Source organism: Blastococcus xanthinilyticus (assembly GCF_008124835.1).
GTDB lineage: Bacteria > Actinomycetota > Actinomycetes > Mycobacteriales > Geodermatophilaceae > Blastococcus > Blastococcus xanthinilyticus.
The window spans coordinates 304,139-328,701 of record NZ_VNHW01000002.1; the positions used below are offsets into that span (position 1 = coordinate 304,139).

The 24,563-nt window shown below is 75.5% G+C and carries 19 protein-coding genes; 12 read left to right on the forward strand and 7 right to left on the reverse strand.

Features of this window, described 5'->3' with window-relative positions; translation table 11 throughout:
- Positions 1 to 49: 49 nt before the first annotated feature.
- Positions 50 to 1,219 (forward strand): acyltransferase family protein, encoded by a 1,170-nt coding sequence (locus BD833_RS04370; RefSeq protein ID WP_166531893.1) that lies wholly within the window; start codon positions 50 to 52, stop codon positions 1,217 to 1,219.
- On the opposite strand, the gene BD833_RS04375 is transcribed toward BD833_RS04370, so the two are convergent.
- Positions 1,171 to 1,629 carry a gamma-glutamylcyclotransferase family protein gene (locus tag BD833_RS04375; protein WP_166531894.1) on the reverse strand — a complete coding sequence of 153 codons (459 nt, stop codon included), beginning with the start codon at positions 1,627 to 1,629 and terminating at the stop codon, positions 1,171 to 1,173. The genes BD833_RS04370 and BD833_RS04375 overlap by 49 nt on opposite strands.
- 114 nt (positions 1,630 to 1,743) lie before the next feature.
- Here BD833_RS04375 and BD833_RS04380 point away from each other — a divergent pair, with 114 nt between their 5' ends.
- The 3 genes from BD833_RS04380 to BD833_RS04390 all read left to right on the forward strand — a co-directional run bounded on the left by BD833_RS04380 (position 1,744) and on the right by BD833_RS04390 (position 7,450).
- Positions 1,744 to 3,147 (forward strand): NAD(P)H-quinone dehydrogenase, encoded by a 1,404-nt coding sequence (locus BD833_RS04380; RefSeq protein ID WP_166531895.1) that lies wholly within the window; start codon positions 1,744 to 1,746, stop codon positions 3,145 to 3,147.
- Between the two features lie 109 nt (positions 3,148 to 3,256).
- Entirely contained in the window at positions 3,257 to 4,960 is a 1,704-nt protein-coding gene (locus BD833_RS04385; protein ID WP_166531896.1) for a reprolysin-like metallopeptidase, read from the forward strand.
- A 102-nt stretch (positions 4,961 to 5,062) separates the two neighbouring features.
- Positions 5,063 to 7,450, forward strand: coding sequence for a matrixin family metalloprotease (locus BD833_RS04390; protein WP_166531897.1), 2,388 nt, complete (start codon positions 5,063 to 5,065; stop codon positions 7,448 to 7,450).
- Between the two features lie 67 nt (positions 7,451 to 7,517).
- Here BD833_RS04390 and BD833_RS04395 read toward each other — a convergent pair whose 3' ends face one another.
- The gene (locus BD833_RS04395; RefSeq protein WP_208092324.1) at positions 7,518 to 9,275 is read right to left on the reverse strand and encodes an acetyl/propionyl/methylcrotonyl-CoA carboxylase subunit alpha; all 1,758 of its coding nucleotides are present in this window, start codon (positions 9,273 to 9,275) and stop codon (positions 7,518 to 7,520) included.
- 158 nt (positions 9,276 to 9,433) lie between these two features.
- Between BD833_RS04395 and BD833_RS04400 the strand changes: the two genes are divergently transcribed.
- Positions 9,434 to 10,237: an FkbM family methyltransferase gene (locus BD833_RS04400; protein WP_166531898.1), complete on the forward strand. Its 804-nt coding sequence runs from the start codon at positions 9,434 to 9,436 to the stop codon at positions 10,235 to 10,237.
- Here BD833_RS04400 and BD833_RS04405 read toward each other — a convergent pair.
- The 3 genes from BD833_RS04405 to BD833_RS04415 are packed head-to-tail and all read right to left on the reverse strand — an operon-like array spanning position 10,215 to position 12,660.
- On the reverse strand, positions 10,215 to 10,823 hold the full coding sequence (locus BD833_RS04405; RefSeq protein WP_166531899.1) for a Maf family protein: 609 nt from the start codon (positions 10,821 to 10,823) through the stop codon (positions 10,215 to 10,217). The genes BD833_RS04400 and BD833_RS04405 overlap by 23 nt on opposite strands.
- Entirely contained in the window at positions 10,820 to 11,035 is a 216-nt protein-coding gene (locus BD833_RS04410; protein WP_166531900.1) for an acyl-CoA carboxylase subunit epsilon, read from the reverse strand. Before BD833_RS04410 ends, BD833_RS04405 begins: the two co-directional genes overlap by 4 nt.
- Positions 11,032 to 12,660 (reverse strand): acyl-CoA carboxylase subunit beta, encoded by a 1,629-nt coding sequence (locus BD833_RS04415; protein ID WP_166531901.1) that lies wholly within the window; start codon positions 12,658 to 12,660, stop codon positions 11,032 to 11,034. Before BD833_RS04415 ends, BD833_RS04410 begins: the two co-directional genes overlap by 4 nt.
- Before the next feature lie 98 nt (positions 12,661 to 12,758).
- Between BD833_RS04415 and BD833_RS04420 the strand changes: the two genes are divergently transcribed.
- The 6 genes from BD833_RS04420 to BD833_RS04445 all read left to right on the forward strand — a co-directional run bounded on the left by BD833_RS04420 (position 12,759) and on the right by BD833_RS04445 (position 21,172).
- A complete protein-coding gene (locus tag BD833_RS04420; RefSeq protein WP_166531902.1) occupies positions 12,759 to 13,586 on the forward strand; it encodes a biotin--[acetyl-CoA-carboxylase] ligase in 828 nt (275 codons plus the stop codon).
- 119 nt (positions 13,587 to 13,705) lie between these two features.
- A complete protein-coding gene (locus tag BD833_RS04425; RefSeq protein WP_166531903.1) occupies positions 13,706 to 14,947 on the forward strand; it encodes an acyltransferase family protein in 1,242 nt (413 codons plus the stop codon).
- A 28-nt stretch (positions 14,948 to 14,975) separates the two neighbouring features.
- A complete protein-coding gene (locus tag BD833_RS04430; protein WP_166531904.1) occupies positions 14,976 to 15,551 on the forward strand; it encodes a PH domain-containing protein in 576 nt (191 codons plus the stop codon).
- 79 nt (positions 15,552 to 15,630) lie between these two features.
- Entirely contained in the window at positions 15,631 to 16,779 is a 1,149-nt protein-coding gene (locus tag BD833_RS04435; protein ID WP_166531905.1) for an exonuclease SbcCD subunit D, read from the forward strand.
- Positions 16,776 to 19,736 carry an AAA family ATPase gene (locus BD833_RS04440; protein ID WP_166531906.1) on the forward strand — a complete coding sequence of 987 codons (2,961 nt, stop codon included), beginning with the start codon at positions 16,776 to 16,778 and terminating at the stop codon, positions 19,734 to 19,736. Before BD833_RS04435 ends, BD833_RS04440 begins: the two co-directional genes overlap by 4 nt.
- Before the next feature lie 278 nt (positions 19,737 to 20,014).
- A complete protein-coding gene (locus BD833_RS04445) occupies positions 20,015 to 21,172 on the forward strand; it encodes an acyltransferase family protein (RefSeq protein WP_166531907.1) in 1,158 nt (385 codons plus the stop codon).
- Positions 21,173 to 21,254: 82 nt separating this feature from the next.
- Here BD833_RS04445 and BD833_RS04450 read toward each other — a convergent pair whose 3' ends face one another.
- On the reverse strand, positions 21,255 to 22,754 hold the full coding sequence (locus tag BD833_RS04450) for a bifunctional UDP-2,4-diacetamido-2,4,6-trideoxy-beta-L-altropyranose hydrolase/GNAT family N-acetyltransferase (protein ID WP_166531908.1): 1,500 nt from the start codon (positions 22,752 to 22,754) through the stop codon (positions 21,255 to 21,257).
- Complete coding sequence (locus BD833_RS04455; protein ID WP_166531909.1) at positions 22,751 to 23,482, reverse strand: cytidylyltransferase domain-containing protein; 732 nt, start codon at positions 23,480 to 23,482, stop codon at positions 22,751 to 22,753. Before BD833_RS04455 ends, BD833_RS04450 begins: the two co-directional genes overlap by 4 nt.
- An 82-nt stretch (positions 23,483 to 23,564) precedes the next feature.
- Here BD833_RS04455 and pseB point away from each other — a divergent pair, with 82 nt between their 5' ends.
- Positions 23,565 to 24,560 (forward strand): UDP-N-acetylglucosamine 4,6-dehydratase (inverting), encoded by a 996-nt coding sequence (gene pseB, locus BD833_RS04460; RefSeq protein ID WP_208092325.1) that lies wholly within the window; start codon positions 23,565 to 23,567, stop codon positions 24,558 to 24,560.
- Positions 24,561 to 24,563: the final 3 nt, after the last annotated feature.

Below are 24,563 nucleotides of genomic sequence, written 5' to 3' on the forward strand. Positions count from 1 at the left end.
GACCGGCGGGCGGTCACCCTCGGGGGAGGAGAGTCACGGAGGGGGAAGCGTGGTCGAAGCACGCCCGATGCGCGCCGGTGAGCCGGAGCTGCGGCTGCGCGCCCTGGACGGGCTGCGGTACGTGGCGGCCATGGCCGTCGCGCTCTTCCACTTCACCGGACGGGACAGCCCCGCCTGGGGTGGCAGCGTGCGCGAGGTCTTCCCGTTCCTGAGCGGCTTCACCGTCTACGGCGGGTACGGGCCGTATCTGTTCTTCATGATCAGCGGCTTCGTCGTCCTGATGAGCGCCTGGGGTCGTTCGGTGCCCGCGTTCATCGCCTCGCGCGTCGGCCGGCTCTATCCGGCCTACTGGGTCGCCGTCCTGCTCATCGCGGCCGTGGTCTACGTCGAGCGGGACCTGTTCGCGGTGTGGGGTGACCTGGGCGCACCGGGAGTGGCGCTGAACCTGACCATGTTCCAGAGCGCCTTCGGCGTGGGTCACGTCGACGGCGTCTTCTGGACCCTGTGGGTGGAGCTGAAGTTCTACCTGCTCCTGGGCGTCATGGTGCTCGTCGGCATCACCCGCGAGCGCATGCTCCTGCTCTGCCTCCTGTGGCCGGTGGCGGGCGTGCTGGCGGTGCAGGCCGACGCGCGACTGCTGGTCACCCTGCTCGAGCCGAACTTCGCCCCGTTCTTCTGCATCGGCATCCTGCTCTACCTTGCCTTACGCGAGGCCTGGAGCGTGACCGTGGGGCTGCTGCTGGCCGCCAACGCCTCCTACGCGCTGTGGATCTCGACGACGTTCTACGTCGACTGGTCGCTGGCGATCGCGGGCGCCGGGGTGTCGGTGCGCGCGATGTCGCTGCTGCTGGTGCTCTGCATCGGGGCGGTCGTCGTGTGCACGATGAGCCCCGTCGCCCGGCTGGACTGGCGGTGGCTGAGCGTCCTCGGCGCGCTCACCTACCCGCTCTACCTGCTGCACGAGGTGCCGGGGTGGACGCTCATCCACCACCTGGAAGGAGCACTGCCGGCGTACGGGGTGCTGGCGATCGCGCTGTGCGCGGTGACCGGTGCGGCCTGGCTGGTCCACCGCCTGGTCGAGCGGCCCCTCGGGCCCGTTCTCCGGCGGGCGGTCGAGCGGGACCTCGACCGGTCGGCGCGGCAGCCCGTCCGCCCCGCGGACGAGTCCGCTCAGACGCCGCTGGAGCGGCAGTCGCGGGTGCGCAGCTCGCGCACGTAGTCGTCGGGGGCGCCGGCGGCCTCGGCGCCGTCGGCGATCCCGCCGAGGTGGCGGGCCGACGGCAGGCCGCCCTCGAAGGCGTCCAGCACGTAGACGTAGGCCACGACGTCGCCCCCGAGGGTGTGCACCCGCAGGTGCACCCGGCGGTAGAGGCCGGAGTCGGCGCCCTCCCACGCGTCCAGGGCCCGCTCGTCGGCCTCGGTGAGGTCGTAGAGCGCCACGAACACCCCGGGGACGTCGTCCCCGGTGGGCACCAGAGTGGCGAGCGCCCCCTCCCAGCCCAGCTCCTCGCCGCCGAAGGTCAGCCGCCAGCCACGCACCCAGCCGGTCCCGGTGTGCGGGGACGACGGACAGCGGCGCAGCATCTGAGCGGGATCCATGTTCGACCCGTAGGCGGCGTAGAGGCCCATCGCGGCGAGACTATCGAGACCGGCCGCCAGGCCGGGGACGGGCGGTACCCCGGCAGGGGGAGCGCACCGGGGACAATGGCGGCGACGGACCGCCCGGCAACGGAAGATGGAGCCATGACCCGCATCGTCATCATCGGTGGTGGACCGGCCGGCTACGAGGCCGCCCTGGTCGCCGCGCAGCTCGGTGCGCAGGTCACCGTGATCGAGCGCGACGGGATCGGCGGGGCCAGCGTGCTCACCGACTGCGTCCCGTCGAAGACCCTGATCGCCGCCGCCGGCGCGATGACCTCCGTCCGCGACTCCGCCGTCCTCGGCGTGCACGGCGCCGAGCTCGCGACGGTGAGCCTGGACCTCCTCTCGGCCAACCAGCGGGTGAAGAACCTGGCCATGGCGCAGTCGGCGGACATCCACGCCCGCCTCGAGGCCGAGGGCGTGCGGATCGTCGCCGGCCAGGGCCGGCTGGCCGACGACGAGCCCGGACTGGCCGCGCACGAGGTCGAGATCCTCGACGACGACGGCCGCGTCGTCGACGAGATCGAGGGCGACGTCGTCCTCATCGCCACCGGCGCCGACCCGCGCGTGCTGCCCGGCGCCGAGCCCGACGGCGAGCGGATCCTCGACTGGCGCGACGTCTACGACCTCGAGGAGCCGCCCGAGCACCTGGTCGTCGTCGGCTCGGGCGTCACCGGCGCCGAGTTCGCCTCCGGCTACCTGGAGGCGGGGATCCCGGTCACGCTGGTCTCCTCCCGCGACCGCGTGCTGCCGGGGGAGGACTCCGACGCCGCCGAGGTGCTGGAGCAGGTCTTCCAGTCCCGCGGCGGCCGGCTGGAGCGCGGCCGCGCGGCCGGCGTGCGGCGCACCGAGAAGGGCATCTCCGTCGACCTCACCGACGGCCGCTCCGTCGAGGGCTCGCACGCCCTGATGACCGTCGGCACCGTGCCGAACACCGCCGGGCTGAACCTGGAGCAGCACGGCATCCAGGTCGCCGAGTCCGGGCACGTCGTCGTCGACCGCGTCTCGCGCACCTCCGTGCCCGGCATCTACGCGGCGGGTGACGTCACCGGCGTCTTCCAGCTCGCGTCGGTCGCGGCCATGCAGGGCCGGATCGCGATGTGGCACGCCCTGGGCGAGGCCGTCGCGCCGATCAAGCTCAAGACGGTCGCGGCCAACGTCTTCACCCACCCGGAGATCGCCACCGTCGGCGTCCAGGAGAAGACGCTGGACGAGAACGTCGACGTCGAGGCGGTCCGGCTGCCGCTGGCCACCAACGCCCGGGCCAAGATGGGCGACATCCACGACGGCTTCGTCAAGCTCTTCGCCCGGCGCTCGACCGGGGTCATCGTGGGCGGTGTCGTCGTCGCCCCGGGGGCGTCCGAGCTCGTGCTGCCGATCGCCCTGGCGGTCACCAAGGGCCTGACGGTGGACGACCTGGCGCAGACCTTCGCCATCTACCCGTCACTGTCGGGGTCGATCACCGAGGCCGGCCGACGGCTGATGGGGGCCGACGACCTCGCCTGAGCCGTGGCCGGCGGGGTCGGTGCGCCGCGTGTGACCGGAGTGCCGACGGTTCGGCTCAACTCCGGTCCGGTGGTGCCGACGCGCGATCCGGCCGCCGATTCAGGAGGGGATGTCTCCTCGCCACGGCCTCGGTCGTCCCCGCGCCCGTCGTCCTCTGCTGCGCGCCGCGGCGGTCCTGGCCACCGCGCTGGCGGGTGCGGTCGCGGTGCCCGCCGTCGCCACCGCAGAGGACGCCGCGACGACGGTCGTGGGCGAGCTCGTCCACGTGCTGGCCGAGGGCGAGCCCGGCGCGGCGCACACCGGTGACGCCGACGCCCGGCTGAGCTGGGTCGAGACCGACGCGGGCCCGGTCCGGGTGGACCCGGAGCAGGTCGCCGCCGTGCCGGCCGGGGCCACGGTCTCGCTGACCGTCGGCGGGACGGTCGAGGACGCGGCGGGCGCGGACCCGGCGGGCGCGGACGGCTACGCCGGCGCGCGCACCGTCCTCGCCGGCGAGGTCGTCGCGGCCCCGGCGGAGCCGCGGCCCGCCCGCTCCCCGCGCAGCGGCCTGACCAACGAGGTGACCGTGGTGCTGGTGGCGCCGGCCGGCACCGGGCCGGACGACACCCTGCTGGCCGACGTCGCCGCCACCGTGGACGGCCCCGTCGCGGACTTCTGGGCCGAGCAGAGCGGCGGCGCCATCGCCCTCGGCGTCGGCCAGGCGTGGAACTGGGTGAGCACCACGGCCGGGTGCGCCGACCCCGAGGCGATGTGGGCCGAGGCGGCCCGTGCGGTCGGCTTCGTCCCCGGCCCCGGCAAGCACCTGATGCTGCGGCTCAGCGGCCAGACCGCGGCCCAGCCGGGCTGCGGCTACGCGCTGGCGCAGGTGGGCTCCGGCCCCGCGTCCGGCGGCCGGCTGTACGTCCGGGAGACGCTGCCGTCGGTCATCGCGCACGAGCTGGGCCACAACTTCGGCCTCGGCCACTCCTCGGCGGAGCAGTGCGACGGCACCGTCGAGGGCGGGTCCTGCCGCACCGTGGGCTACCGCGACCTCTACGACGTCATGGGCGCCTCGTGGGGGCAGACCGGCTCCCTCAACGCCGTCCAGGCGGCGGCGCTGGGCGTCCTGCCGGCGGGATCCGCGGAGACCGTCACGACGCAGGACGCCCCCCGCACGGTGTCCCTCGCCCCGCTCGCCGGGGGCACCGGGGTGCGGGCGCTGCAGCTGGTCGACGCGGACGGCGTGGCCTACTGGCTGGAGCTCCGGGCGGGGGTCGGACGGGACCGCTGGCTGACCACCCCCGACAACGTCTACGGGCTGGACGCGGGCGTGCTCGTGCACCGGACCGGCCGGTTCCCCGACACCTCGCTGCTGCTGGACGGCACGCCCGCGGCCGCCTCGGGCTGGGAGGCCGACCTGCGCTCCGCCCTCCCGGTCGGCGTCCCGGTGCCGCTCTCCGGTGGCGACTTCACCGTCACCGTCCAGGGCGTGGACGGCGGCGGTGCCCTGCTCCAGGTCGTGCCGTCCCCGTCCCCGTCCGGGACGGCGGCGGGTCCCGCCGACAGCCGGTCTCCCGTGGGCACGCTGATCGGTGGCCGGGCCGCCGGCGCGGCGGCGGCCGAGCAGCCGGCGGCCGGGGCCTCCCTGCCGGCGGCCTCCGTCGCGGCGGCCGCCGTGGTCGCCCCGACGGCGACGGCGACGGCTCCCGCCTCCGGCACGGCACCCGGTGAGGAGGCCGGGGTGCTGCTGCCCGTCGCGGCGGCCTCCGCGCTGGGCGGTGCGGGCCTGCTGGCGCTGCGCGGGATGCGCGCCGCCCTGCTCCGGCGCCGCTGACCGGCCGCCGGCGCCGCTGACCGGCCGCCGGCGCCGGTAGGTGCCGGTGGAGCCGGTGCCCGCCGATGGAGTACAGCGACCACCCGTACGAGGAGTTGAGCCGTGTTCCTGAGCCGTCGGCGTCCGCGCCAGCGGGCAGCCGCCCTGCTGCTGGCCACCGGGGTGGTGGCCCCGGTGCTCGCCGGCGTCCCCGCCGCCTCCGCCGAGGAGGGCGCCCCGGAGACCGTCGTCGGTCAGCTGGTCCAGGCCTGGCCCGATCCGGAGCACCCGGAGGAGTCGTCGCACGACCACCACGCGGACGAGCCGCTGACCTGGATCGCCACGGGGGACGGCGAGTCCGTCCGGGTGCCCGGGGAGGAACTGGCCGACGAGCTCGGCACCGCCGACGGTGAGGTGCCCGTCGGCGCCACCGTCGAGGTGACCGTCGGCGCGGAGGTTCCCGGCGAGCCGGGCGACCCCGGCGCGGCACCGGCCCGGGAGGTGCTCGGCGCGGAGGTGCTGGCCGCCGCGCCACCGACCGCGCCGGCCACCACGCCCACCGCGCACCCGGTGACGGTGGTGATGGTCGTGCCCGCCGGCGCGGCCCGCGACAGCCGGACCCTCGCCGACGTGGTGGCGCAGGTCGACGGCCCGGTCGCCACGTTCTGGTCGGAGCAGACCGGCGGCGCCGTCGCCCTCGACGTCGCGGACCAGTGGGACTGGTTCGACGCGGCCGCCGGGTGCGACGACGCGGAGGCGCTGTGGGACGAGGCGGCCAGACACGCGGGGTGGACCCGCGGCACGGGTCGGCACCTGCTCGTCTATCTGCCGCAGAACGCGCCCGGCTGCTCGTACGGGCTGGGCGAGGTCGGCTTCTCGCTGCACGGCGGTGGGCGGTCCTACACCACCGACCTGCCCACCTCGGTGATCGCGCACGAGATCGGCCACAACCTGGGGCTGGGGCACTCCTCCGCCCGGCACTGCGACGGGGCGGTGGACGCGGGCAGCTGCCGCGTGACCGAGTACCGCGACTACTACGACGTCATGGGCGCCTCGTGGGAGAACGTCGGGACCCTCAGCACGACGCACGCGGCGCTGCTGGGGGTCCTGCCGGGAGCCGACGTCGTCGACCTCACCCCGGGAACGCCGACCGCCACCTACGAGCTGTCCCCGGTCTCCGGGGCCACCGGCACGCGGGCGCTGCGGCTCAGCGCCGCCGACGGCCGGACCTACTGGCTGGAGTTCCGTCCGGCCGCCGGCCGGGACGCCTGGCTGACCAGCAACCGGGCCGGCCTGGACGCGGGCGTCCTGCTGCGCCGCAGCGGCGCGCGGCCGGACACGTCCCTGCTGCTGGACGGCACCCCGTCCACCGCCACCGGCTGGTCGGTCGACTACCGCGCCACCCTGGTGCCCGGTCGGCCGGTGACCTTCGCCGGCGGCGCCTTCACGGCCACGGTGGAGACCGCCGGCGCCACCGCCACCGTCCGAGTGGCGCCGCGCCCGGCCAGCGTCCTCGACGCCGGGCAGTCCCTGCCCGCCGGCCAGGCGCTGCGCTCGCCGAACGGGCGCTACCGGGCGGTGTTCCAGTCCGACGGGAACTTCGTCGTCTACGCCCCCGACGGCCGGGCGCTCTGGGCCAGCGGCGTCTACGCGCCCGGCACGCAGACCGTCCTGGGCGCCGACGGCAACCTGGTCACGGTCAGCGGGTCGCGGATCCTGTGGCAGTCGGGCACCGCCGGGAACGCCGGTGCGCGGGTGGTCATGCAGGACGACGGCAACCTGGTGCTGTACCGGGCCAACGGCTCCGCGGCGTGGTCGACCGGGTGGGACACCCCCGACCGGCTGCGGCCGGGGCAGCTGCTCACCGGTGGCCAGCAGCTGGTCTCCCCGAACGGCCGGTACCGGACGGTGTTCCAGTCCGACGGCAACCTGGTCGTCTACGCCTCCGACGGCCGGGCCCTCTGGGCGAGCGGCAGCTACGCCCGCGGCGGCTGGCTCACGATGCAGTCCGACGGCAATCTGGTCAGCTACGCCGGGGGTCGCCCGGTCTGGCACTCCGGCACCTGGGGCAACCGGGGAGCGGCGCTGATCATGCAGGACGACGGCAACCTGGTGCTCTACCGGGCCGACGGGCGGCCGCTGTGGTCGACCGGCTGGGACACCCCGGACCGGCTGCGGCCCGGCCAGCAGCTCGTCGCCGGGCAGGGGCTGACCTCGCCCAACGGCCGGTACCGGGTGGTCACCCAGTCCGACGGCAACCTGGTGGTCTACTCCTCGGGCGGCCGGGCCGTCTGGGCCAGCTCCCGGTACGGATCGGGCTTCCGGCTGGTGCAGCAGGGCGACGGCAACCTCGTCGCCTACGACGGCGCCGGCCGGCCGCGGTGGGACAGCGGCACCTGGCGGTTCCCCGGCGCGGTCTCGGTGCTCCAGGACGACGGCAGCCTCGCCGTGCACGTCGCGAACCGGGTCGTGTGGCGGACGCCGGCCGACGGGCAGCGCCACCTGGGCTGATCCGCGGACGCCACCGCCCCGGACCTCCGACGTGGAGGTCCGGGGCGGTGGTGCACCGGTGCGGTGCCTAGCCTGCGTCGGCGATGGTGCAGAGGACGGCGCCGCTGGTGACCGTGGCGCCGACCTCGGCCGACAGCCCGGAGACGGTGCCGGCCTTGTGCGCGGTGATCGGCTGCTCCATCTTCATGGCCTCGAGGACCACGACGAGGTCGCCGGCCTCGACGGTCGCGCCGTCCTCGACGGCGACCTTGACGATCGTGCCCTGCATCGGCGAGGTGAGGGAGTCCCCGGAGGCGGCCGCGCCGCCACCGCCGCCGCGCTTGCGCGGCTTGGCCGCGGCACCGGGGGCCGGGGCCCCGCCGCCGGCGGCCAGGCCGGCCGGCAGCGAGACCTCGAGCCGGCGCCCGCCGACCTCGACGACGACGGTCTGCCGCTCCTGCGGCTCCTCGCCCTCGACCGGGGCCGCCGTGTACGGGGGCACCTGGTTGTCCCACTCGGTCTCGATCCAGCGGGTGTGCACCGTGAAGGGCGCACTGGTGAAGGCCTCGTCGCGCACGACGGCGCGGTGGAAGGGGATGACCGTCGGCATGCCCTCGACGACCAGCTCGTCCAGCGCGCGGGCGGCCCGCTGCAGCGCCTCCTCGCGGGTGGCGCCGGTGACGATCAGCTTGGCCAGCATCGAGTCGAACGCACCGGCCACCTCGCCGCCGGTCTCGACGCCGGAGTCCCAGCGCACGCCGGGGCCCTGCGGGATCTCCAGCCGGGTCACCGGGCCGGGCGCGGGCATGAAGTTGCGGCCGGCGTCCTCGGCGTTGATCCGGAACTCGATGCTGTGCCCGCGCGGCGCCGGGTCCTCGGTGATCTCCAGGGGCAGGCCCTCGGCGATGCGGAACTGCTGGCGGACCAGGTCGATGCCGCTGGTCTCCTCCGAGACCGGGTGCTCCACCTGGAGGCGGGTGTTGACCTCGAGGAAGGAGATGGAGCCGTCGGCGCCGACCAGGTACTCGACGGTGCCGGCGCCGTGGTAGCCGGCCTCCGCGCAGATCGCCTTGGCCGAGGAGTGGATCCGGGCCCGCTGCTCGTCGGTGAGGAACGGCGCGGGCGCCTCCTCGACCAGCTTCTGGTTGCGCCGCTGCAGCGAGCAGTCGCGGGTGCCGACCACGATCACGTTGCCGTGGGTGTCGGCGAGCACCTGGGCCTCGACGTGCCGGGGCTTGTCCAGGAAGCGCTCGACGAAGCACTCGCCGCGGCCGAAGGCCGAGACGGCCTCGCGGACGGCGGAGTCGAACAGCTCCGGGATCTCCTCGATGGTGCGGGCGACCTTGAGGCCGCGCCCGCCGCCGCCGAAGGCCGCCTTGATGGCGACCGGCAGGCCGTGCTCTTGCGCGAAGGCGACGACCTCGTCCGCGCCGCCGACCGGGTCCTTGGTGCCGGGGACCAGGGGGGCGCCGGCGCGGGTGGCGATGTGCCGGGCGGCGACCTTGTCACCGAGGTCGATGATCGCCTGCGGCGAGGGGCCGATCCAGGTGAGCCCGGCGTCGATGACGGCCTGGGCGAAGTCGGCGTTCTCCGAGAGGAAGCCGTAGCCGGGGTGGATCGCGTCGGCGCCGGACCGCTTGGCGGCGTCCAGGATCTTGTCGATCACCAGGTAGGAGTCACCCGGCGTCGTGCCGCCGAGGGCGAACGCCTCGTCGGCGGCGCGCACGTGCAGCGCGTCCCGGTCGGGCTCGGCGTAGACCGCGACGCTGGTCAGCCCCGCGTCCTTGCAGGCACGTGCGACGCGCACCGCGATCTCTCCGCGGTTGGCGATGAGGACCTTCTGCACCCGAGTACTCCCTCTCCTCCGTGACCGGTGGACTGTAGCCAGTGCGGCTGGTCGGCCTCCGGCCAGGTTCGGGGGCGCCGCGGCCGGCGCGGTGTGCTCCGCGGGTTCCCGTGATCGAGGGGCTCCCACCCAGGCGGCGTCGCGCTTAGTCTGCGCGCATGCTGGCCATCCACCGGTTCCTGCTGACCCGCACCCCGCGGCTGTACTTCCACGTGCGGAACATCGGGCGGAAGGCGGTGGGTACCCGGCGCAAGCAGCGCACCCTGTTCTCCGAGCTGATCCGCCCGGGCGACCTGGTCTTCGACGTCGGCGCGAACATCGGCGAGTTCTCCGCCGCGTTCCGCGACTGCGGCGCGCGCGTGGTGTCGGTGGAGCCGCAGCCCCGGCTGACCGCCCACCTGCGGCGCCGGTTCGGCGCCGATCCGGAGGTCACCGTGGTCGCCACCGCGCTCTCCGACCACGCCGGTGAGGCCACGCTGTTCTGCACCTCCGCCGATGCGCTGGCCACGCTGGAGGAGGCGCGCGTCACCGGCGCGGTCGGCGCCGGGGCGGAGCTGGAGTGGAACGACACGATCCAGGTCCCGCTGCGCACCCTGGAGGCGCTGGTGGCCGAGTACGGCCCGCCGGTGCTGGTCAAGATCGACGTGGAGGGCCACGAGGCGGGCGTCGTCCGGGGGCTCACCACGACGCGCCCGTCGCTGTTCTTCGAGGTGAACCGGGAGAGCGTCGACGAGGTGCTCGACCTGCTCGCCGACCGCGGCTACACCGACTTCCTGCTCCGGGAGGGCGAGCGGCCGGACTGGGTGAGCCGGCGCCCGGTCCCCGCGGCCGAGATGCGCGCGCTCATCGCGGCCACGGAGACCGACTGCGACTGCCTGGCGCTCTCGCCGGACGCGGCGCTGGTGGGCGACCGCCGGCCGGCCGAGGCCCCCGGCTCGGTCAGCGACGCCAGAGATCGGTGATCGCGAGGCCCCGCCTGGCCAGCTGGGTGCGCAGGACCGTCAGCGACAGCCCCACGACGGCGGCCGGGTCGCCCTCCACCCGCCGCACGAACGGCGCACCGAGCCCGTCGAGGGTGAAGGCGCCGGCCACGGCCAGCGGCTCGCCGGTGGCGAGGTAGGCCTCGACCTCCGGCGGCGTCGGCTCGGCGAAGTAGACGACGGTGGAGGCCACCGCGACGTCCCGGCTGACCACCGCGCCGTCCCGGACGTCGAAGAGCGCCTGGCCGGTGTGCAGGATCCCCGAGCGGCCGGCCATGCGCCGCCACCGGTCGCGCGCCTCGGCGGCGTCGGCGGGCTTGCCCTGCGGCTTGCCGCCGAACTCCAGCAGCGAGTCCGCCCCGATGACGAGCGCATCGGTCTCCTGCCGGGCCACCGCGGTGGCCTTGGCCGAGGCCAGCAGGGCGACGGTCTCGGCGACCCGGGGGGCGGTGTGCGCGGACTCGTCGACGTCGCTGACGACGACCTCGGGAGCCAGCCCGGCCTGGCGCAGCAGCGACAGCCGAGCGGGGGAGGCCGAGCCGAGCACCAGCCTGCGGTCGCTGCTCATGCGTACCTCCCCGCGGCCCGCCAGCCACCGGTGCCGTGCTGCAGGGCGCCACGGTGGCGGTCGGCGTACGAGGCCCAGGCGCCGACCGGCGTCGCCCGACGCCGCTCCCGGGGCTGGGACAGGGCCGCGACGACGACCGTCAGCGCGGCCAGCTCCTCCGCGGAGGGCTCGCCCTTCACCACCCGCAACAGCGGGCGCTGGTCTTCACTCACAGCGGGATGTTCCCGTGCTTCTTGGGCGGCAGGGTCTGCCGCTTGTTGGCCAGGACGCGCAGCGCCTTGGTGACCTGCACGCGGGTCGTCGACGGGGGGATGACGGCGTCGACGTAGCCGCGGTCGGCGGCGATGTAGGGGTTGGCGAGGGTGTCCTCGTACTCCGCGATCAGCTCGGCGCGGCGGGCATCGGGGTCGGCCGCCTGCGCGAGCTCCTTGCGGTAGAGGATGCCCACCGCGCCCTGCGCGCCGACCACGGCGATCTGCGCCGTCGGCCAGGCGAGGTTCACGTCGGCCCCCAGGTGCTTGGAGCCCATGACGTCGTAGGCGCCGCCGTAGGCCTTGCGGGTGATGACGGTGACCTTGGGGACGGTGGCCTCGGCGTAGGCGTAGATGAGCTTGGCCCCGCGGCGGATGATCCCTTCCCACTCCTGCGACGTCCCGGGCAGGAAGCCGGGGACGTCGACGAAGGTGAGCACCGGGATGTTGAAGGCGTCGCAGGTGCGCACGAAGCGCGCGGCCTTCTCGCTGGCGTCGATGTCCAGCGTACCGGCGAACTGGGTCGGCTGGTTGGCCACGACGCCGACCGGCCGGCCCTCGACCCGGCCGAAGCCGATGAGGATGTTCGGCGCGAACAGCGGCTGCACCTCGAGGAACTCGCCGTCGTCGAGCACGTGCTCGAGCACGGTGTGCATGTCGTAGGGGGTGTTCGCCGAGTCGGGGACGAACGTGTCGAGCTCGAGGTCCTCATCGGTGAGGGCGTCGGGCAGGACGGTGTCGACCGGGGCGACCTCGACGGCCGGCAGCGGGTCGAGGTTGTTGCTCGGCAGGTAGGACAGCAGCGCCTTGACGTAGTCGAGGGCGTCGGTCTCGTCCTCGGCGAGGTAGTGCGCGACGCCGGACCTGGTGTTGTGCGTGCGCGCCCCGCCCAGCTCCTCGAGGGTGACGTCCTCCCCGGTCACGGTCTTCACCACGTCGGGGCCGGTGATGAACATCTGGCTGGTCTTGTCGACCATCACGATGAAGTCGGTGAGCGCGGGGGAGTAGACGTGCCCTCCCGCGGCCGGCCCCATGACCAGGGAGATCTGCGGGATGACGCCGGAGGCGTGCACGTTGTTCCGGAAGATCTCGCCGTAGAGGCCGAGGGAGACCACGCCCTCCTGGATCCGCGCGCCGCCACCTTCGTTGATGCCGACGAGCGGGCAGCCGTTCGTGATCGCGAACTGCTGCACCTTGACGATCTTCTCGCCGTAGACCTCGCCCAGGCTGCCGCCGAACACGGTCACGTCCTGGGAGAAGATGGCCACCGGCCGGCCGTCGACCGTGCCGTACCCGGTGACCACGCCGTCGCCGAACGGGCGCTTGTCGGCCATGCCGAAGTTAGTCGACCGGTGCCGGGCGAACTCGTCGAACTCGGTGAACGACCCCGGGTCCAGCAGCGCCTCGATCCGCTCGCGGGCGGTCATCTTGCCGGCGGCGTGCTGCTTCTCCACCGCGCGCTCGGAGCCGGCGTGGACGGCTTCCTCGACCCGCCGCTGGAAGTCGGCCAGCTTGCCGGCGGTGGTGTGGATGTCGACGTCGTCGGGGACGTGCTCCCCGGCGTTCTCGAGTTCGGCGGCGCTCACGTGGTCGGTCTCCTCGTCGGGCTGGTCGGCCGAGCGGATGCGGCAGGCTCTGCTGAGGCGTGACCTGGCGACCCGGTCACGGGCCGTAGCGTAGGGGAGTGCCCGACGCGCCCTCATCCCGATGGTCGGATCTCACGCGGCCGGGCCTGGACGCCGCCGCGCTGCAGGCCGCGCTGACCCGCGACAGCTCCCTCTGGCGATCGGTCGAGGTGGTGGCGGAGGTCGGGTCGACCAACGCCGCCCTCGCCGCCGCGGCCGCCGACGGCGCCCCGGAGGGCTCCGTGCTGGTCGCCGAGCACCAGGTGAGCGGCCGTGGCCGGCTCGACCGGGTCTGGACCTCGCCGCCGCGGGCCGGGCTCACCGTCTCCTTCCTGCTGCGTCCCGACGTGCCGGCGGCCCGGCGCGGCTGGCTGCCGCTGCTCACCGGCGTGGCCCTGGCGGAGTCGGTGCGCGAGGTCAGCGGCGTGCTCTGCTCGGTCAAGTGGCCCAACGACCTGCTGGCCGCCGACGGCCGCAAGCTGGCCGGCATCCTCGCCGAGAGCACCGGCGCCGCCGTCGTGGTCGGCACCGGCCTCAACGTCTCCACGTCGGCGGACGAGCTGCCGGAGACCGGTACCTCGCTGTCGGTGGTCACCGGCGGGACCGTGGACCGCGCGCCGGTGCTGCTGGCCTTCCTGCGGGCGGTGGAGCGGCGCTACCGCGGGTGGGTCGAGGCGCTCGGCGACCCGGTGCTCTCCGGGCTGGCCCGGGACTACCTGGCGTGGTCGTCGACGATCGGCAGCACGGTGGCGGCGACCCTGCCGGACGGATCGGTGCTGACCGGGACGGCGCGGGCGGTCGACTGGGACGGGCGCCTGGTCGTCGACACCGCCGAGGGCACGGTGGAGCTCGCCAGCGGCGACGTCCGGCACGTCCGCCGGGCCTGACCTCGCCGGACGTGCCGGACGGCACGCGCGGGGCGGGTGTGACGGGCGGGTCGACATCCCCGGCCGCGTCGCCGGACGTCCCGGCCGGGACCGGGAGAGCCGCCTAGCGTCACCGACCGATGACGCACCGGAGTGAGCTGGTCGATCGACCCGCCGTCGACGCGCCCCGATCGGCCCGGCCGGAGATCCGTGCGCTCACCGGCCTGCGGCTCGTCGCCGCCCTCTGGGTCGTGGCGCACCACTTCTGGCTCTTCGCGCCCGACCGCTCGTGGCTGGTGCACCTGGAGCCGTTGCGCCCGCTGCTGGAGGCCGGCTGGCTCGGGGTCGACCTGTTCTTCGTGCTCAGCGGTTTCGTGCTGGCGCACACCTACGTGGCGGTGCTCGGCCGGCGGCCGGGGCTGCGTGCGACGGCCGACTTCTACTGGGCGCGGCTGGCCCGCATCTGGCCGACGTGGATGGTGGTGCTGACCGCGGTCAGCGCGGGCCTGGTCGTGCAGGAGCTGGTGACCGGCCAGCCCGGCCGCGCGACGGCGGCGGGGTTCGACGCCGGGGCGGTGCTGCGGCAGGTCCTGCTCGTGCAGGTCTGGGACCAGCCGGGCTACGCCGCCACCGGGCCGGTGGGGCCGGGGTGGTCGCTGAGCGCCGAGTGGCTGGCGTACCTGGTCTTCCCCGCGCTGGTCCTGGTCCTGTTCCGGCTGCGCCGCTGCCGGCCGGTCGTCCTCGGCGCGCTGGCGCTGGCGGCGGTCACCCCGTTCGCCTGGACCTGCGTGGTCCTGGGGGCGCACGACTGGCGCTGGAGCTGGGCACTGCGGCTGGCCGGCTGCTTCCTCGCCGGGGCGCTGGTCGCCTTGTGCGTGGCGCGGATCCGCGGCTCCCGCGTGCTGGCACGCCGGGCCGCCGTGGTCGCCACCGGGGCGGCGGCCGCGGTCCCGCTCGCGGTGCTGGTGGCCGGGGACGGGCGCGGCGGCGTCGCCGTCCTCGCCTTCCCGGTCCTGGTGGGTGCCCTGGCCCTGGCCGAGGGCGGCCCGGCACGGCTGCTGTCGGCGGCACCGGTGGTCCTCGGCGGCCGGATCTCCTTCGCGCTCTACCTGGTGCACATGGCGGTGTTCGAGACCTGCTGGACGCTGGGCGAGGTCGTCCCGGCCCTCGGCGGCGGCTCCCCGGCCGGCGCGGTCCTGCAGGCCGTGGTGCCGGTCCTGCCGCTGCCGGCGGCGTGGCTGCTCTGGCGGTGCGTCGAGGAGCCGGCCCGACGGCGCATGCGCGGCGCGCTCCCGGCCCCCGCGCCGCGGCTCGCCCCGCCGGCGGCGACGCCGGAGGCCCCGCGCGCCCGCGTGGACGCGCCGGTGCCGGTGCACGCCTGAACCCGGTCGCAGGACGCATCCTGGTGGGGTGCCCTACCCCGACAAGCTGCTCGCCGACGACGAAGAGGTCGTGCGGCACCTGCATCCGCACTGGCTGACGGTCTTCCGGCCGGTCCTCGTCCTCCTGCTCGTGGTGGGTGGCGTCTCCTTCGGGGCGGCGCTGGTCCCGCCGGGGCCGGAGCAGGGCATGATCCGGCTGGGCATCGTCGCGGCGGCGGCCCTGCTGCTGCTGGTGCTGGTCGTCGTGCCGCTGCTGCGCTGGCGGACGACGCACTACGTGGTCACCACGCACCGGCTCCTCTTCCGCGAGGGGATCCTCGCCCGGCGGGGCCGCGACCTCGGCCTGGCCCGCATCACCGACGTCTCCTACACCCAGACGCTGTGGGAACGGATCGTCCGGTCCGGCACGCTCACGATCGAGACCGCCGGCGACGGCGGGCCCACCGTGCTGCGGCGGATCCCCGACAGCGACGGCGTGCAGCAGCTGCTCGCCTTCATGATCGAGGAGGACGCCGACCGGCGGGCGCAGGAGCACGCGGGCTACCTCCGGAGCGACGACGGCCGGCCGCCCGCGGAGGGCTGGTACCCGACCGCGGTCCTCTGACCGGCGGGCACGTGACGTGACCGATCCGTCACGGCGCGCCTGTGCGGTTCTGTCGGACCCCCTCCCTACCTTCGGCGGCATGCGGCTGCTGCACACCTCCGACTGGCACATCGGCCGGACGTTGCACGGCACGGACCTGCTCGGCGAGCAGGAGGCGGTGCTGAGCGGTCTGGTCGCCGTCGTCACGGCCGAGCGGGTCGACGTCGTCGTGGTGGCCGGTGACGTCTACGACCGTGCGGTGCCCTCCGCCGACGCCACCGGGGTGCTGGACCGCGTCGTCGGCCGGCTGCTGGCCACGGGCGCCAAGGTCGTGCTGACGCCCGGGAATCACGACTCCGCGCGCCGGCTGGGCACCTTCTCCGGCCTGCTCAGCGCCGCCGGCCTGCACGTCCGGGCGGCCACCCCGCGGCTCGACGAGCCGGTGCTGCTCGCCGACGAGCACGGCGAGGTGGCGGTCTACGGGATCCCGTACCTCGAGCCGGAGATCGCCCGCCACGAGCTGGGCGTGCCGGACGCGCGCAGCCACGAGGCCGTGCTGCGCGCGGCCATGGACCGGGTGCGCGCCGACCTGTTCCTGCGGCCCGGGGCGCGCTCGGTGGTGCTCGCGCACGCCTTCGTCGGCGGCGGGGTGGCCAGCGAGAGCGAGCGCGACATCTGCGTGGGCGGTGTGGACCTGGTGCCGGCCGAGGTGTTCGACGGGGTGGACTACGTGGCGCTCGGCCACCTGCACCGCCCGCAGACGCTCTCGGCGCGGATGCGGTACAGCGGCTCCCCGCTGGCCTACTCGTTCGGCGAGGCGGGCCAGCAGAAGCAGGCCTGGCTGGTCGAGCTCGACGCGGCCGGCCTGGCGGCGGTGCGCCCGGTGCCGCTGCCCACCCCCCGGCCGCTGTCGGTGCTCACCGGCACCCTCGAGGAGCTGCTGGGCGAGCCCGCGCACGCCGCCGCCGAGCAGCACTTCGTCTCCGCCCGGCTCACCGACCCGGCCCGGCCCACCGACCCCATGCGGCGGCTGCGCGAGCGCTTCCCGCACTGCGTGCACCTGGACTGGACGGGAGCCGGCGCCACGGCGGAGGGCGGCAGCTACCAGGAGCGGATGCGCGGCCGCAGCGCGCTCGACGTCGCCGGCGAGTTCGTCAGCCACGTCCGCGGCGTGCCGGCCAGCGCGGCCGAGCGGGAGCTGCTGGCCCGGGCGCTGGGCGCCGCGGACCGCGCGGAGGCCGCCCGATGAGGCTGCACCACCTCTCGGTCACCGCCTTCGGCCCCTTCGCCGGCACCGTCGAGGTCGACCTCGACGAGATCGGCCGCGACGGGCTGTTCCTGCTCTGGGGGCCGACGGGGGCGGGCAAGACCACGCTGCTCGACGCGGTGGTGTTCGCCCTCTACGGGCGGGTGCCGGGCGCGCGCGGCGAGGAGAAGCGGCTGCGCAGCGACCACGCGGACGCCGCCACCCGCACCGAGGTCACCTGCGAGCTGACCCTCGGCGTGGAGCGGCTGCGCGTCGTCCGGCGTCCCGAGCAGCAGCGGCCGAAGAAGCGCGGCGAGGGGTGGGCCACCGAGCAGGCCCGGCTCCTCGTCTCCCGCCTCACCGACGGCGGCTGGGAGCCGGTCAGCACCCGGATCGACGAGGGGTCCGAGCACCTCCGCACCCGCCTCGGGCTCGACGTCCACCAGTTCTGCCAGGTGGTCCTGCTGCCGCAGGGCGACTTCGCGCGCTTCCTCCGGGCCGAGCCCGAGCACCGGGCCGAGCTGCTGCGCACCCTCTTCGACGTCGACCGGTTCGCCCGCGCCGAGGAGTGGCTGGCCGAGGAGCGCGCCACGGCCCGCGAGCGGGTGACCGGCCAGCGGGCGCAGGTCAGCACGCTGCTGGCCCGGGTGGCCCAGATCGCCGACGTGGAGGTGCCCGAGGAGCTCGCGCCCGAGCTCGTCGGGGCCGGTGCCGGGTCGCGCGTGCTGCCGTGGGTGGAGCGCGTCTGCTCGACGGCGGGGGAGGAGCTGGGAGCCGCGACCGCGCGCGCGGAGGCCGCCGCCACCGCGACGGCCGCGATCGACGCCGAGCTGGCCGCGGCACGGGCGCTCGCCGAGCGGCACGCGCGCCACGACGAGGTCGCGCGCGAGCTCGCCGCGCTGGAGGCGGCGGAGCCCGCCCTGGCGCCGCTGCGCGCGGAGCGGAACGCCGGCCGCCGGGCCGAGCCGCTGCGCGACGTGCTGCACGCCGCGGGAGCGGCCGCGCTGGAGGCGGAGCGGGCCACCGCCGCGCTGACCGCGGCGACCACCGGCTGGACGGCGGTGTCCGGCGGCCGCGAGCCGACCGCGACGGTCGGCCGGGAGCTGCGGGACGGGGCGGCCGAGGCTCGGGCCCTCCTGCCGGAGGTGGCGCGGGCGGCGTCGCTGGGGCGGTCGGTCGCCGCACTCGACCGGACCATCGCGGACCTGGTCGAGCGGTGCGCCGCGGGTGAGCAGGCCGCCGCCGGCCAGCCCGCCGCCATGGCCGAGCAGGAGGCGCGCGTGCTCCGGGCCCGGGCGGCCTCGGCCGAGCTCCCCGGGCTGCGCGCCGCCCTCGACGCGGCCGAGGCGGCGCTGGCTGCCGCACGGGCGGCGGACGCGCTGGACCGCGAGCTGACCGGCCTCCGGGAGGACGCCCGCTCCCGCCGGGAGGCCTGGGCCGACGCGCGCGAGCGCTGGCTGGACCTGCGCGCCCGGCGGCTGGACGGGATGGCCGCCGAGCTCGCGGCCGGGCTGACCGACGGCGCCGACTGCCCCGTGTGCGGCGCGACCGAGCACCCCCGGCCGGCCACCGCCGGCGGGGAGCGGGTGACGGCGGCCGACGAGGACGCCGCGCGGGCCGCGGCCGACGTCGCCGAGACCGCGCTGGGCGCCGCCACCACCCGGGTCGAGGCAGCCGAGCGCGAGCTGGCCGGGCTCCGGGCGAGGGCCGGTGAGCTCGCCGTCGCCGAGCACGGAGAGCGGGTTGCCGAGCTGACCACGGAGGTCCGGGCCGCGGCCGCGCTCGCGGCCGACCTCGGGCCCGCCGAGGCGCAGGTGCGGCGGCTGGCCGAGGAGCGGGAGCGGGTCGCCGCCCGGCTGGCCGCCGACCGCGAGGAGCTGCGCGCCGGCACCGCGGAGCGCGCCGCGCTGGCCGCCGGCCTCGCCGAGCTGACCGCGCGGCTGACCGCGGCCCGGGGCGCCGACCCCGACCTCGCCGCCCGGGTCGCGCGGCTGTCCGCGGCTGCCGACGCGTGCGAGGCGGTGGTCGGCGCGCAGACCGAGGAGTCGCGGGCCCGCGCGCTCGCGGACACCACCCGCCGGCTCGCCGAGGAGCGGGCGGAGGCAGCCGGCTTCGACGACGTGCTCGCCGCCGCCGCCGGCCTGCTCGAGCCCGGCCGGCTCGCCGCGCTGGACCGCGAGCTCGACCAGCACGACGAGCGCCGGACGCTGCTGCGGCACCGGCTGGCCGACCCCGAGCTCGCCGACCTCCCCCCGCGGCCGGACCTGGAGCAGCTGGAGGCGCGCTGCGCCGCGGGCACCCGCCGGCGCGAGGAGGCGGTCGCGGACCTGGAGCGGGCACGGCGGTGCACCGGCGCGCTGGCCGACCTCGTGGGCCGGGTCACCGACGCCGAGCTGGAGCTGGCCGAGCTGCGCGACTGGTCGGACCAGGTGACCGCGCTGGCCGACCTGGCCCACGGCCGGGGGTCGAACGCCCGCCGGATGCGGCTGCAGTCGTTCGTGCTGGCCGCCCGTCTCGAGCAGGTCGCCGAGGTGGCCAGCCGCCGCCTCCTGGACATGTCGGGTGGCCGCTACACGTTCCTGCACAGCGACGCGCAGGGCCGCAACGGCGCCCGTGGCGGGCTCGGGCTGGACGTGTTCGACGAGTACACCGGCGTCCGCCGGGCGACGAAGACGCTCTCCGGCGGCGAGAGCTTCATGGCCTCCCTGGCGCTCGCGCTGGGGCTGGCCGACGTGGTCACCGCCGAGACCGGTGGCGTCCGGATCGACACCCTCTTCGTCGACGAGGGCTTCGGCACGCTCGACGCCCAGGCCCTGGACGCGGTCATGGGCGTCCTGGACGAGCTGCGCCGGGGCGGCCGCACCGTCGGGGTGATCAGCCACCTGGAGGAGCTGCGCACCCGCATCCCCACCCGCCTGGAGGTCATCGCCGGGCGGAACGGCTCCCGGCTGGCCGCCTGAGGTCGCCGCTCGGCGTTCGGGGCGAGACGTCCGGGCGAGGCGTCCGGGCGAGGCGTCCGGCTACCGGTGGCTGCCGCCGGGGGCCCGCTCCGTCGGCCTGGAGGCTGTCGGCGACCGCCGACGCGAGTGGCCGCCGATGGTTGGTGTGACGGGTGTGACGGCAGTGCTGGATGACTACAGCGCGGCGCCGCACGGTTGCTTTACGTGAAAATGGGTGTCGTGTCAGGATCGTTACCAAGCGCGTCGTCGGGGCGTGCCACAGAACGAGACGAGGCGCAGTGCTCCACATCCCCTCGCCGGCCGCCGCCGCGGACGACCACCCCGCCCCCGCTCGGACGCGGTACCCCCGGAACCACTACATCGACCTGCTGAAGGGCTTCGCGGCCCTCAACATCGTCTTCATCCACACGGTGTTCAACTCGGGGTTCAACTACGTGCCGGACTGGGTGCGCGCGGCGAGCCTCGCCGTGGACGTGCCCTTCTTCTTCTTCCTCTCCGGCTGGGCGGTCGCCTCGATGCCCGCCATCCGCTTCGAGAAGACGCTCTCGTCGCTCTGGCGGATCTACTCGCAGTGGGCGCTGTTCGTGGTCGTCACGTTCGCGGCCATGGTCGTCATGGCGGCGGCGACGACCGTGCCGCTGGGGTCCCACCGGGAGTTCCTCGCCAGTTTCCTGGGCAACCTGGTGCTGGAGAACCCGAACACCCCGCTGCCCTTCCAGGGTGTCATGGGTGGGGGCTGGTTCCTGGTCGTCTACTTCGCCGTCATCCCGGTCATGAGCCTCGCCCTCGCCGTGATCCGGCGCTACACCGACTCACTCCGCCTGGTCGTGTTCCTGCTGCTCCTCTGCGTCGTCGGGTTCGTCCGCGTCCAAGCCGGCGGGTCATTCTTCTTCTTCGACGCGTACTTCCTCTGCTACAGCGCCTTCTTCCTGGTCGGATACCTGCAGCGCGATGTCTACCTGCGCCCGTGGCAGGCGGCGGTCGTGATCGGCGTGGCCCTCGTCGGTCTCTGGACGACGCTGGAGCTCCGGGGTGCGCACCTGCTCGACATGCAGTCGCTCAAGTTCGCGCCGACCCTGCCGTGGGTCTTCTTCTCGTTGCTGGCGATCGTTGCGGCGATGTCGGCGAAGCCCTGGCAGTTCCGTGTCCAGCCACGGGGTCCGCTCAACTGGGTCGGCAAGAACGCGCTCCAGTTCTTCTTCACGAACGCCGTGGCCGCGTCGATCGTGATGTTCATCGAGCCGCACGTGGCGTTGCCCTGGGGCGCGAAGCTGGCCGCCTGCTACGCGGTCACGCTCGCCATCACGGCGGGTTTCGTCCTCGTCTTCAACTGGGTGTACGCCGTGGTCAGCCGGAGAGGTTCTTCCCTCCGGGGAACCCTGCAGCTCCCGCAGGTGGTCGACCAGCAGGTCGACCACCGCCTGACCGCTCGGTGAGAGAGCTGCCGGCCCCTGTGGGCAGGCGTGACGCCCTGCCAGCCGTGGTGACGGGAGGTCGGAGCGCGGGACGCGCGGTGGCTCAGGGCTCCAGCCGCTTGCCGAGGGCGAGCACGTCGGACGGTGCCGCGGGGGCGGGCCGGTAGCCACACCCGGCGAACAGCCGCCGGGAGGCGGCGTTGCCCGCCCGGACGCGGGCGGTCAGATGGACGGCGGCCGGTAACCGGGCGGCGAGGAACTCCTCGCCGCAGCCCAGGACGGTCCGCCCCACGCCGGCCCCGCGGGCCTCCGGCGCGACGGTGATCGACGCCTCCCACCGGTCGTCGGCCAGGCGGTCGAACCGGACCGTCCCCATCGCGCTGCCGCCCCGGCGGACGACCAGCAGCAACCGGTCCGGGTCGCCGAGCACGCCGGCCAGCCAGCGGGCGTGGGCGTCGGCCGCCACCGGACGGCGGTCCAGCGACTGCGCCCGCGTCTCGGCGTCGTTGCGCCAGGCGAGGAGGAGGTCGCTGTCCGCCGGCCCGGCCGCGACCACCGACCACCCCTGCTCGGCGGGCTGCACCGCACCGCTCGCGACCCGCTCCCAGGCCCGGACCAGGCGCTCGGCCCCCCGCCCGTCGATCTGGCCGGCGGCGGCCGCGGCGAGGCCCTCGCGGCGGTCCCGGTCGCGCAGGACCTCGGCCAGCTCACCGACGAGCCGGTCGTGGTCCCGTCGCAGGTCGGCCGCCTGCCCCAGGCCCAGCGCCGCGCCCGCGCCGACCAGCCGCCGGTAGGTCTCCTCCTGGTTGCCCACCGCCTGCACCACCGCCATCGGCACCCCGATCACGGCCAGCTCGCTGGTGGTCGTGCCGCCGGCGGTCACGACGAGGCAGGAGTCCGCGGCCAGCTCGACGAGGTCCGGTCCCGGAGGGCGCCGCCGCACGCCGGGCGGGCCGGCGGGGGAGGGGCCGGTGCCCGCAGCCGGGTCGAGCACGAGGACCTCGGCCGGCAGCCCCGCCGCTGCCACGGCGCCGGCCACGATCTCGGTCAGCGCGGCCACGATGCCGGCGGCGTCGGTGCCCCCGGCGGTCACCAGGACCCGGTCCTGGGCCGCGCCGTCGGCCCGGCGGCGGCCGGCCGCGGCGGACACCGCCGCGCGCACCAGCGCCTGCCCCGGTCCGGTCAGCCGCACCCGGGCCGGCTGCACCACGGCCGCGCTCACGTCGCCGGTCGAGGACGCGTCGAGGACCACGTGGGCCGGGCGGCGCCCGTGCCGGCCGTCCTGGACGGCGCTGACGACCGGGGCACCCGAGCCCGGATCGCCGGGGGCGGGGGCGGTCGTCGCGTAGTGGTCCACGTGCACGACCCGGGCGCCGGTCCGTCCGGCCAGCCGGTCCAGCGGTGCCTCCGCCCCGCCGAGCACCTCCAGCCCGCTGCGGGCGACCAGCTCCTCGGCCAGCGGGGCGCGGAAGTCACCGACGAGCGCGGGCCGCCAGCCCGCCGCCACGGCGGCCTCGGCGACCGCCAGGCAGCGCACCAGGTGACCGACGCCGCCCGCGGGGACCGCGTCGCAGCGGAGCAGTGCCAGCGGCCGGTCGGTCACCCCTCCTCCAGCGACTTCTGCACGACGGAGGCGTTGAGGGCGGCCAGCTCCGGCCGTGAGCGGAGGAGGGCGACGAGCTCCCGCCACCCGGGCGCCCGGTCGCCGGTCTCGGCGACCAGCGCGTCCAGCAGGGCGGCGTCCTCCGCGGTGTCCAGGGTGATCCGCAGATCGGCCGCGGCCGGCGCCACCACGAGCCCGGCCAGCGCGAAGGCCTCCGGCCGGCTCCAGACGTGCGAGGTGACGTGCGCGCGGTCGTGCCCGGTCGCCTCCTGGCCGGCCCGGCGCAGCGCGCCGGCCGTGATCAGCTCGACGTCCAGCCCGCGCGGCAGCGTGCGGTGCAGCGTGGTGGCCAGGTAGTCGACGCCGTCCGGGGCGGCCCGCCAGGCGGAGACGACCATCGCGACGAGCGCGGGGTCCAGCAGCGGGCAGTCGGCCGTCAGCCGGACCACCGCGTCGGCCGGGTGCTCGTCGAGCGCCCCGAGGTAGCGGGACAGCACGTCGTCGGCGTCCCCCCGGACGACCCGGGCGCCCGCGGCCCGAGCCGCCTCGGCGACGACGTCGTCCTCCGGCAGGACGGTGGTCGCGACCACCACGTCGTCCACCCCGGCGCTCGCCCGCGCCGCCCGTACGACCCAGGACAGGACCGGCCGCCCGGCGAGCGGGCGCAGCACCTTGCCGGGCAGCCGGGTGGAGCCCATCCGGGCCTGGACGACGGCAACCACGCGCATGCCGCCCATCCTGCCCGAGCCGGGAGATGTCGCCGCCGCTGTGACACCATCGCGACGGCTCGACCGACACGAGGAGCAGTACGTGACCCACCTGACCGGCCCCACCTCGCTGGACGGCGCGTCCGTCTTCGTCACGGGGGGCACCGGGTCCTTCGGGAAGGCGTTCGTGCACCGGGCGCTCGAGCTCGGTGCGACCCGGATCGTCATCTTCAGCCGGGACGAGCTGAAGCAGTCCGACATGCGGGCGCAGTTCGCCGACGACGAGCGGCTGCGCTGGTTCATCGGCGACATCCGGGACCGCGAGCGGCTCCGCCGGGCGATGCACGGGGTCGACTACGTGGTGCACGCCGCGGCGCTCAAGCAGGTCGACACCGCCGAGTACAACCCCGTCGAGTACATCCGGACGAACGTCAACGGCTCGGAGAACGTGGTCGAGGCGGCGATCGACACCGGGGTGCGCAAGGTGGTGGCGCTCTCCACCGACAAGGCCTCCAGCCCGATCAACCTGTACGGCGCGACCAAGCTCTGCGCCGACCGGCTGTTCATCTCGGCCAACCACTACGCCGCCCACCAGGACACCCGGTTCAGCGTCGTGCGGTACGGCAACGTCATGGGCAGCCGGGGCAGCGTCATCCCGCTGTTCCGCCGGCTGGCGGAGGAGGGCAAGCCGCTGCCGATCACCGACCGGCGCATGACGCGGTTCTGGATCACCCTGCCCCAGGCGGTCGACTTCGTCGTCTCCTCCCTGGACACGATGGCCGGCGGCGAGCTCTACGTGCCCCGCATCCCGAGCACCAAGCTGGTCGACCTGGTGGAGGCGATCGCCCCCGGCGCGGAGACCTACGAGGTGGGCATCCGGCCGGGGGAGAAGCTTCACGAGGAGATGATCGCGGCGGACGACTCGCGGCGGACCGTGCTGACCGGCGACCGGTACGTGATCACCCCGTACCTGGCCGGCTGGGGGTACACGCCGCCGGTCGGGGAGCAGATGCCCGACGGCTTCGCCTACCGCTCGGACACCAACGACCTGCTGCTCGACGTGCCCGGGCTCCGGTCGCTGCTCGCCGAGCTGGACTGACCA